The organism is Streptomyces otsuchiensis (genome assembly GCF_004305975.1).
In the GTDB taxonomy this organism is placed as follows: Bacteria; Actinomycetota; Actinomycetes; order Streptomycetales; family Streptomycetaceae; genus Streptomyces; species Streptomyces otsuchiensis.
In genome coordinates this window covers 1-4989 of record NZ_BHZI01000357.1, presented here as the reverse complement: position 1 = coordinate 4989, position 4989 = coordinate 1, and the positions used below count along the sequence as shown (strand labels likewise).

The 4989-nt window shown below is 71.9% G+C and carries 3 protein-coding genes; 2 read left to right on the top strand and 1 reads right to left on the bottom strand.

Annotation, left to right across the window (positions count from 1 at the left end):
* Positions 1–240 precede the first annotated feature (240 nt).
* Together E0D90_RS23480 and E0D90_RS23475 are read left to right on the top strand one after the other, a co-directional pair.
* Positions 241–1266: a 6-phosphofructokinase gene (locus E0D90_RS23480; RefSeq protein WP_103504728.1), complete on the top strand. Its 1026-nt coding sequence runs from the start codon at positions 241–243 to the stop codon at positions 1264–1266.
* A gap of 163 nt (positions 1267–1429) precedes the next feature.
* On the top strand, positions 1430–2641 hold the full coding sequence (locus tag E0D90_RS23475) for an amidohydrolase (protein ID WP_130799990.1): 1212 nt from the start codon (positions 1430–1432) through the stop codon (positions 2639–2641).
* Between the two features lie 94 nt (positions 2642–2735).
* Here E0D90_RS23475 and glgB read toward each other — a convergent pair.
* The coding region (glgB, locus tag E0D90_RS23470; RefSeq protein WP_130799989.1) for a 1,4-alpha-glucan branching enzyme at positions 2736–4989 on the bottom strand (2254 nt) is incomplete at its 5' end.

Here is a 4989-nt window from a genome sequence, read left to right as displayed (position 1 = left end):
CGCCGCCCCCGCCCGCCGCCGCCCCGCGTGGGCGCCGGGCGTCCACGGAGCGGCACCCACCGTCGCGCGCGGGACCGACGGCGGTACGGTCGGGCCCGTGGCCGGACGGTGAACGGTGAATGCCGGACTCGCACGGGGGCACAGCCCGCCGTCAACACATGAAACAATCTCGGCGGCCCCGAGGGCGCGGCCGATTCAGAAGCTGAAGCGATCCCGTTGCGAAGCAGGAGATGGTCCCTCATGCGTATTGGTGTGCTCACCGCGGGCGGTGACTGCCCCGGGCTGAACGCCGTGATCCGGTCCGTGGTCCACCGGGCCGTCGTGGACCGTAAGGATGAGGTGATCGGCTTCGAGGACGGCTTCAAGGGGCTCCTCGAAGGCCGTTACCGCAAGCTCGACATCAACGCGGTCAGCGGCATCCTGGCGCGCGGTGGCACCGTCCTCGGCTCCAGCCGGCTGGAGCGGGACCGGCTGCGTGAGGCGTGCGACAACGCCGAGCAGCTGCGGCGGGAGCTGTCGCTGGACGCCCTCATCCCGATCGGCGGCGAGGGCACCCTGACCGCCGCCCGGATGCTCTCCGACGCCGGTATCCCGGTCGTGGGCGTGCCCAAGACCATCGACAACGACATCTCCGCGACCGACCGCACCTTCGGTTTCGACACCGCCGTCGGTGTCGCCACCGAGGCCATAGACCGGCTGAAGACGACCGCCGAGTCGCATCAGCGGGTGATGGTGGTCGAGGTCATGGGCCGGCACGCGGGCTGGATCGCCCTGGAGTCCGGCATGGCCGGCGGCGCGCACGGCATCTGTATCCCGGAGCGTCCCTTCGAGGTGGACGCCCTGTGCTCCATGGTCGAGGAGCGGTTCGCACGCGGCAAGAAGTTCGCCGTGATCTGCGTGGCCGAGGGCGCGCGTCCCGCCGCCGGCGCCATGGTCTACCGCAAGGGCGAGATCGACCAGTACGGTCACGAGCGGTTCACCGGCATCGGCAACCAGCTCGCGGTGGAACTGGAGCACCGCCTGGGCAAGGAGGCCCGCCCCGTGATCCTCGGCCATGTGCAGCGCGGCGGCACCCCCACCGCGTACGACCGGGTGCTCGCCACCCGCTTCGGGTGGCACGCCGTCGAGGCCGCCCACCGGGGCGACTTCGGGCACATGACGGCCCTGCGCGGTACCGAGATCGTGATGGCACCGCTGGCCAGCGCCACCTCCGAGCTGAAGACCGTCCCCGTGCACCGCATGGAGGAGACCGAGGCCGTCTTCTGACGGACTCCGGTGGGCACGGCGGACCGTGAAGGCCGTCGTGCCCGAGGCCGTGACCGCCGTCGAACCCCCGTCGAACCGCCGTCGAGCGCCGCGCCGTGCCCGTCGCGGGCAGGGATCAGGCTCGCACCGCCCGGAAATGACCGAGCCGCGCTAGGTTCTGACCATGAACGTTGCAATCACTTCCGGATATGTGGTGCCCGTCGATGGAGACCCCATCGACGGCGGCACCGTGCTGATCATCGACGGCAGGATCGCGGCCGTCGGCCCCGACGCCGAGGTCGAGGTACCCGCGGGCACGGACGTGGTCGACGCCGCCGGCCAGTGGGTGCTGCCCGGCTTCGTCGAGGCCCACGGCCACCTGGGCGTCTCCGAGGAGGCCGAGGGCTGGGAGGGTCAGGACACCAACGAGATGACCGACCCCAACGGCGCCCGGATGCGCGCGCTGGACGCCATCAACCCCGCGGACATCGGCTTCCACGACGCGCTGGCCGGCGGCGTCACCAGCTCGGTCATCAAGCCCGGTTCGGGCAACGTGATCGGCGGCCAGACCGTCGCGGTCAAGTGCTGGGGCCGCAGCGTCGACGACATGCTGGTGCGCCAGCCCGTCAGCGTGAAGAGCGCCCTCGGCGAGAACCCCAAGCGGGTCTACGGCGACAAGAAGCAGCTGCCCTCCACCCGGCAGGGCGTCGCCGCCGTCATCCGGGACGCCTTCACCCGCGCCCAGGACTACAAGGCCCGCCGGGACCACGCCGCGGAGGAGGGCAAGCCCTTCGAGCGCGACAACACCCTGGAGGTGCTGGTCAAGGTCCTCGACGGCGAACTGCCCTGGTGCCAGCACACCCACCGCGCGGACGACATCTCCACCGCGCTGCGCCTCGCCGACGAGTTCGGCTACCGCGTCGTCATCAACCACGCCACCGAGGCCCACCTGCTGGCCGACGACATCGCCCGGCGCGGCGTACCGGTGATCAGCGGACCCCTGTTCACCACCCGCCGCAAGGTCGAGCTGCGCCACCGCACCCTCGCCAACCCGGGCATCCTCGACCGGGCCGGCGTCAAGGTGGCGATCACCACCGACCACCCGGTGATCCCCATCAACTTCCTGGTCCACCAGGCCACCCTGTGCGTCAAGGAGGGCATGGACCCGGACGCCGCGCTGCGCTCCATCACCCTGCACCCGGCCCAGATCATGGGCCTGGACGACCGGGTCGGCGCCCTCAAGCCCGGCCTCGACGGCGATGTGGTCGTCTGGTCCGGTGACCCGCTGGACGTGATGAGCCGCGCGCTGCGCACCTTCGTGGACGGCCGTGAGGTCTACACCTGGGACGAGGAGACCCGCTCCGGCGAGGTGCTGGACCCCTACTACCAGGGCTGACCGGCCGCCACCGCCACCACCGTCGTGGCCCCCATCACCGCCCCGCCGCACGCGCGGGTGGCGACGGGGGCCGCGACGCCCGCCCGCCGACGCCTCAGGCGGGGCGGAGCCAGATCGTCGCCAGCGGAGGCAGGGTGAGGGAGAGTGAGGCGTCCCGGCCGTGCCAGCCGGTGGGCTCGGTCTTCACCGGCTCGGGATTGCCGACGCCACCGCCGCCGTACTCCGCCGCGTCGGTGTTGAGCACCTCGGTCCACGCCACGCTCTCGCCGGGGACGCCGATCCGGTAGCGGTGGCGCACCACCGGCGAGAAGTTGCTGACCGACAGCAGCGGCGTCCCGTCGCCCGCGTACCGGGCGAAGGCCAGTACGTTGTCGTCGGCCGCGTCGCCGACGAGCCAGGAGAAGCCGGCGGGATCGGTGTCGCGTTCCCACAGCGACGCCTCGGCGCGGTAGCGGTGGTTGAGGTCGCCGACCAGCCGCTGCACCCCGCGGTGGTCACCGGCGGCGCTGTAGCCGGGGTCGAGCACCCACCACTGTGGCCCCTCCTCCGCCGACCACTCCGCGCCCTGGGCGAACTCCTGCCCCATGAAGAGCAGTTGCTTGCCGGGGTGGGCCCACATCCAGCCCAGGTAGGCGCGGTGCGAGGCACGCTGCTGCCACCAGTCGCCGGGCATCTTGGAGACCAGCGCGCCCTTGCCGTGCACCACCTCGTCGTGGGAGATGGGCAGGACGTAGTTCTCGGAGTAGGCGTACACCATCGAGAAGGTCATCTCGTTGTGGTGGTACCTGCGGTGCACCGGCTCCTTGGACATGTAGACCAGCGAGTCGTGCATCCAGCCCATGTTCCACTTGAAGCCGAAGCCGAGCCCGCCGTGGTCGGTGGAGCGGGTGACCCCGTCCCAGGCGGTCGACTCCTCGGCGATCGTCACCACGCCCGGACAGCGCCGGTAGACGGTGGCGTTCATCTCCTGAAGGAACGCCACGGCGTCCGGGTTGTCGCGTCCGCCGAACTCGTTCGGCGCCCACTCGCCCTCCTCGCGGGAGTAGTCGAGGTAGAGCATCGAGGCGACGGCGTCCACCCGCAGCCCGTCGATGTGGAACTCCTGGCACCAGTAGACGGCGTTGGCGACCAGGAAGTTCCGGACCTCCTTGCGCCCGTAGTCGAACTCCAGCGTTCCCCAGTCCGGGTGCTCGGAACGGCGCGGGTCGGGGTGCTCGTACAGCGGGGCGCCGTCGAAGCGGGCCAGCGCCCACTCGTCCTTCGGGAAGTGGGCGGGCACCCAGTCGATGAGCACGCCGATACCCGCGCGGTGCAGCGCGTCCACGAGGTGGCGGAAGTCGTCCGGCGATCCCAGCCGCGCGGTCGGCGCGTAGTACCCCGTGACCTGGTAGCCCCAGGAGCCGCCGAACGGGTGCTCGGCCGGCGGCATCAGCTCCACATGGGTAAAGCCCAACTCGTTTACGTATGCCGGAAGTTGCTCGGCGAGTTCGCGGTATCCGAGACCGGGACGCCACGACTCCGGGTGCAGCTCGTAGACCGACATCGGCGCCGCGTGCGCCGGGCGCCCGGCGCGGGAGGCCATCCAGCCCGCGTCGTTCCAGACATAGCCGCTCTCCTCCACGATCGACGCGGTGGCGGGCGGGCACTCGGTGCGCCGCGCCATCGGGTCGGCGCGCACCGTGTGGTGCCCCTGCGGGGTGTGGATGTCGAACTTGTACTGGGTACCGGCGCCCAGACCCGGGACGAACAGCTCCCAGACGCCACTCGACCCCAGGGACCGCATCGGGTGCCCGGTCCCGTCCCAGAAGCAGAAGTCGCCGGTCAGCCGCACCCCCCGCGCGTTGGGCGCCCACACCGTGAAGCGGGTGCCGGTGACCCCCTGGTGGGTCATCGGGTGCGCGCCGAGCGCCCGCCACAGCTCCTCGTGACGGCCCTCGGCGATCAGATGCAGGTCGTACGCACCGAGCGCGGGGAGGAACGCGTACGGGTCGTGGGTCAGCCACTCCTCGCCCTCGTCCTCGTAGCGCACCGCCAGCCGGTAGGACTCCAGCGTCGGCACCGGCAGTACCGCGGCGAACAAGCCGTCGCCCTCCGGGGCCAGTTCGGCTCGCAGCCCCTCCGCGACGACCGCGACCGACCGGGCGCCGGGACGCAGCGCGCGCACCAGGACGCCGCCCGCCGAGGGGCGGGCGCCCAGCAGCGCGTGCGGGTCGTGGTGGGCGCCGGCCAGCAGCCGTCCACGGTCGTGTACATCGAGCGGCGGCGCCTCCGGGCCGCTCCCGGTCCCGGGCGGAGTGGGGGCCGGCCGGCGGGGCGGAAACGCCGGCACGCTCGGGGCGGTCCGGGGC